6 protein-coding genes are annotated in these 3,930 nt (G+C 74.1%); 4 read left to right on the top strand and 2 right to left on the bottom strand.

Going from position 1 to position 3,930, the window contains the following annotated elements; all coding sequences use genetic code 11:
- Positions 1 to 148 precede the first annotated feature (148 nt).
- Genes E1298_RS44965 through E1298_RS44955 form a run of 3 tightly spaced genes read left to right on the top strand, consistent with a single transcriptional unit; the run spans position 149 to position 2,322 of the window.
- Positions 149 to 757 (top strand): hypothetical protein, encoded by a 609-nt coding sequence (locus E1298_RS44965; RefSeq protein ID WP_243726231.1) that lies wholly within the window; start codon positions 149 to 151, stop codon positions 755 to 757.
- A 23-nt stretch (positions 758 to 780) separates the two neighbouring features.
- Positions 781 to 1,500: a 3-keto-5-aminohexanoate cleavage protein gene (locus E1298_RS44960; protein WP_131903492.1), complete on the top strand. Its 720-nt coding sequence runs from the start codon at positions 781 to 783 to the stop codon at positions 1,498 to 1,500.
- Between the two features lie 57 nt (positions 1,501 to 1,557).
- Complete coding sequence (locus tag E1298_RS44955) at positions 1,558 to 2,322, top strand: neutral zinc metallopeptidase (RefSeq protein ID WP_131903491.1); 765 nt, start codon at positions 1,558 to 1,560, stop codon at positions 2,320 to 2,322.
- On the opposite strand, the gene E1298_RS44950 is transcribed toward E1298_RS44955, so the two are convergent.
- Together E1298_RS44950 and E1298_RS44945 are read right to left on the bottom strand one after the other, a co-directional pair.
- A complete protein-coding gene (locus E1298_RS44950; RefSeq protein WP_131903490.1) occupies positions 2,323 to 2,613 on the bottom strand; it encodes an MTH1187 family thiamine-binding protein in 291 nt (96 codons plus the stop codon). It abuts the gene before it with no gap.
- A 14-nt stretch (positions 2,614 to 2,627) separates the two neighbouring features.
- Positions 2,628 to 3,020 carry a DUF7715 family protein gene (locus tag E1298_RS44945; protein WP_131903489.1) on the bottom strand — a complete coding sequence of 131 codons (393 nt, stop codon included), beginning with the start codon at positions 3,018 to 3,020 and terminating at the stop codon, positions 2,628 to 2,630.
- A 112-nt stretch (positions 3,021 to 3,132) separates the two neighbouring features.
- Between E1298_RS44945 and E1298_RS44940 the strand changes: the two genes are divergently transcribed.
- On the top strand, positions 3,133 to 3,906 hold the full coding sequence (locus E1298_RS44940; RefSeq protein ID WP_131903488.1) for an enoyl-CoA hydratase-related protein: 774 nt from the start codon (positions 3,133 to 3,135) through the stop codon (positions 3,904 to 3,906).
- The last annotated feature ends 24 nt before the right edge of the window (positions 3,907 to 3,930 follow it).

The following is a 3,930-nucleotide window of genomic DNA, read 5'->3' as shown; positions in this document are numbered from 1 at the left end:
CCCACAAACACCTCACCCCCGCCCCCTCCCACATTGACTTGCGGCGAGTTGTTCCCCATAACCACGACTCGCCGCAACTGAACGGAGCAGCCGCTCATCGCCCCGGGCGCCGAGGCTGGCCTACGACGGCAACAGCCAGGGCGGCATCATGGGCGGCGCCCTCACCGCCGTCTCCCCCGACATCCGCCGCGCCGTCCTCGGCGTCCCGGCGATGAACTACGGCACCGTGCTCAACCGCAGCGTGGACTTCGCCGCCTTCGGCAAGGTCATGGACGCCTCCGACAAGCTCGACCAGCAGATCGTCCTGGGCCTCATCCAGATGCTGTGGGACCGGGGCGAGGCCAACGGCTACGCCTGGCACATGACCCGCGACCCGCTGCCGGGCACGCCGAGGCACCAGGTGCTGATGCACGTCGCGTTCGGCGACCACCAGGTGGCGCCCGTGGCCGCCGAGGTCGAGGCCCGGACGATCGGCGCCCGGATCCACGCCCCCGCCGTCACACCCGGCCGCAGCCCCGACAAGGTCCCGTACTGGGGCATCCCGACGTTCGGCGCGTCCACGGGAGGCTCCGCCATGGTCGTGTGGGACAGCGGCTCCCCCGTGCCCCCGCTGACCAACACGCCGCCGACGCAGGGCCGCGACCCCCACGCCGACCCGCGGCGCGACCCCGGAGCGCGCAGGCAGAAGGCGATCTTCCTCCGCACCGGCCGGATCGTGGACGTGTGCGGCGCGGCACCCTGCGTCATCACGCCCTGACCCGGACCTGAGATGATCGGTCCATGCTGCAGGTCTGCCCGAACGGGCCGCGGAGCAGGACCGACCACCTCGGCGTGCCGGTCACGCCGGAGGAGGTCGCCGCCACCGTCCGCGCCGCCGCCGACGTCGGCGCGGCGGACGCCCACGTCCACCCGAAGGACGGCGCCGGCGCCGACACCCTGGACCCCGTCCACGTCGCCGCGGTCGTCACGGCCGTCCGCGCGGCGGCCCCGGAGATCCCCGTCGGCGTCACCACCGGCGCCTGGGCCGCGCCCGACCCCGCCGAACGCGTCGCGCTCGTCCGCTCCTGGACCGTCCTGCCCGACCACGCGTCGGTGAACTGGCACGAGGACGGCGCCGAAGCGGTCGCCGAAGTCCTCCTCGACCGCGGCGTCGGCATCGAGGCGGGCGTGTTCTCCGGCACCGACGCGGCCGAGCGCTTCCTGCGCTGGCCGCACGCTGGCCGCGTCCTGCGCGTCCTCGCCGAGGTCACCGACACCGGCCCGGAGACCGCGAAGAAGACCGCCAAAGAACTCCTGCACACCCTCGGCACCGGGCACGGGCGCCCGATCCTGCTGCACGGCGAGGACGGCGGCGCCTGGCCCGTCCTCCGCCTCGCCACCCGGCTCGGCCTGGACACCCGCGTCGGGCTGGAGGACGTCCTCGTCCTGCCCGACGGCTCGGCCGCCGCGGACAACACCGGCCTCGTCCAGACGGCCCGCTCCCTCATCGCCGCGACCTGACGCCCGGAATCGGCCACCCGCCCGGCCATCCGGGGGCGCGGCTGCGTACCCCGGGGTATGACGGAGACGGCACAGCACTTCCCGAGGCGACCGGCCGCCGCCCTGGCGCTCGCCGCCGCGCTCGTCCTGGCGGGCGGCTGCGACCTGAAGGTCGGCGACCGGCTGCCCGGCTCGGCGCGGCCCGCCGCCCAGAGCACGCCGGACGGCACCGGCTCGCCCGCCCCCCGGCGCGGGGTCGGCGGGATCCCCCGGGGCTTCAACGAGCGCGAGTTCCAACAGGACGTCCGGACCGCGCAGACGATCACGGACGGCTTCTGGCGGCGGCACTGGCCGGAGCTGTTCACCGGCTCCTACACCTCGCCCCGCGTCCTCGGGCTCTACGACGGCCGCGACCCCGCGTCCGCGCCGCGCTGCGGCAGGCAGCGACTCGAACGCGACAACGCCGCCTACTGCCCGGCCGGGGACTTCGTCGCCTGGGACGCCCACCTGATGCGGTCCGGCTACGCGCGCGGCGACGCCTGGGTGTACCTGGTGATCGCGCACGAGTGGGGGCACGCCGTCCAGAACCGGCTGCGCCGGGAGCTGGTGTCCCCGGCGGCCGAGCTGCAGGCCGACTGCCTGGCCGGTGCGGTGCTGTACGGCTCGTCCGACGACGGCGAGCTGACGTTCGAGGACGGGGACGAGCAGGAGATCGCCTCGGCGTTCCAGGTCATCGGCGACCGGGCCCCGTGGACCAAGCCCGGCGACCACGGCTCGGCCGCGCAGCGCCGGCGCAACTTCTCGCGCGGCGGGACCGGCGGCGCCAAGGCGTGCTTCCGCTGATCAGGCCAGGTGCCGCTCGATCGTCTCGACCTTGGCGTCAAGGGCGCCGGTCACCCCGGGACGCAGGTCGGCCTTGACCACCAGGCTCACCCGGGGCGCCCGCGCCGCCACGGCGTCGGTCGCCGCCTTCACCACCGCCATCACCTCGTCCCACTCCCCCTCGATCGTGGTGAACATGGCGTCGGTGCGGTTCGGCAGGCCGCTGGCCCGCACCACCCGCACCGCCTCCGCCACGAGTTCCCCCACATCCTCACCCGTGCCGAGCGGGGTCACCGAGAACGCGACGAGCACTGCGCACCTCCTGGTCAGGGCTGGACGACCTGCCGTACCACGATCTCATTGAGCCGCCGCTCGACGATCGCCCCCACCGGCCAGTCGCGGACAAGGCACCACAGCAGCGCCGCCTCGTGCTCGGCGAACGACGCGTCGCAGCCCTGCTGCTCCAGGCTGGAGCGGATCGCCTCGACGTAGTCGGCGTCGGTGAACCCCGGGACCTCCCGCACCATCGCCGTCGTGGTCGCGCGGTGGGAGTTCAGCCCCGCGAACGAGCGCCCGCAGCCGCAGCCCCCGTCCGGGTCGTCGCGGTCGCGAGCGCACACGACCCCGATGTGCACCAGCTCCCCTTCGACGCACCAGTCGAAGTCGTTGTCGCGGTATCCCTGGCTTGAGTTGGTGGCGGTGAGCAGCTTCAAGGCCATACCCCCTCGGTGCGTCCGTGGACTGGTCCACGGTACGCCGCGGGTCTGACATCCCACTTGAATTGGATGCCCGGCCGTGCGCGCCGTCCGGCCCTGACGTAACGTCGCGACCATGAGCGAAGCCAGCGATGTCCTCGTCCAGCGCGACGGCGCGTTCACCACCATCACCCTGAACCGGCCCCGCCGCCGCAACGCCTTGTCCCGCGCCTTCCTCCTCCAGCTCACGGGCGCCTTCCGCGAGGTCGCCGCCACCGACGCGCGCGGGGTGATCCTCGCCGCGAACGGCCCGGTCTTCTCCGCCGGCCACGACTTCGGCGACATGGCCGGGGCGTCCCACGCCGACGTCCGCGACCTCCTGCGGACCTGCACCGACCTGGTGGGGACGATCCAGTCCGTCCCCCAGGTCGTCATCGCCCGCGTGCACGCCCTCGCCACCGCCGCCGGCTGCCAGCTCGTCGCCGGCTGCGACCTCGCCGTCGCCGCCGAGAGCGCCGGCTTCGCCGCCCCCGGCGGCAAGGGCGGCTGGTTCTGCCACACGCCCCTCGTCGCCATCTCCCGCAACGTCGGCCGCAAACGCGCCGCCGAGATGGCCCTCACCGGCGACATCGTGGACGCCGCGACCGCCGCCGCCTGGGGCCTGATCAACTACGCCGTCCCAGACGACGAGCTCGACAAGGCCGTCCACGACCTCCTCCAGCGCGCCACCCAGGGCAGCCCCCGCAGCAAGTCCCTCGGCAAGCAGGCCATGTACGCCCAGCTCGACCGTCCCGAACGGGACGCCTACACCTACGCCGTCGAGGTCATGGCCGCCTCCAGCCAGACCCCCGAGGCCCAGGAGGGCATGCGCGCCTTCCTCGACAAGCGCCACCCCGAATGGCCCGCCTGACCGCCCGTCCCGCCCTTCCCCCAC

The organism is Actinomadura rubrisoli, assembly GCF_004349215.1.
In the GTDB taxonomy this organism is placed as follows: Bacteria; Actinomycetota; Actinomycetes; order Streptosporangiales; family Streptosporangiaceae; genus Spirillospora; species Spirillospora rubrisoli.
The sequence above is the reverse complement of the archived record's forward strand: the minus strand, read 5'-3'. Positions and strand labels throughout refer to the sequence as shown.

Bases quoted from the DNA above. Each gene is read 5' to 3' on its own strand.
- E1298_RS44940 (WP_131903488.1), top strand. From the start codon at position 3,133: ATGAGCGAAGCCAGCGATGTCCTCGTCCAGCGCGACGGCGCGTTCACC.
- E1298_RS44955 (WP_131903491.1), top strand. From the start codon at position 1,558: ATGACGGAGACGGCACAGCACTTCCCGAGGCGACCGGCCGCCGCCCTG.
- E1298_RS44965 (WP_243726231.1), top strand. From the start codon at position 149: ATGGGCGGCGCCCTCACCGCCGTCTCCCCCGACATCCGCCGCGCCGTC.
- E1298_RS44960 (WP_131903492.1), top strand. From the start codon at position 781: ATGCTGCAGGTCTGCCCGAACGGGCCGCGGAGCAGGACCGACCACCTC.
- E1298_RS44945 (WP_131903489.1), bottom strand. From the start codon at position 3,020: ATGGCCTTGAAGCTGCTCACCGCCACCAACTCAAGCCAGGGATACCGC.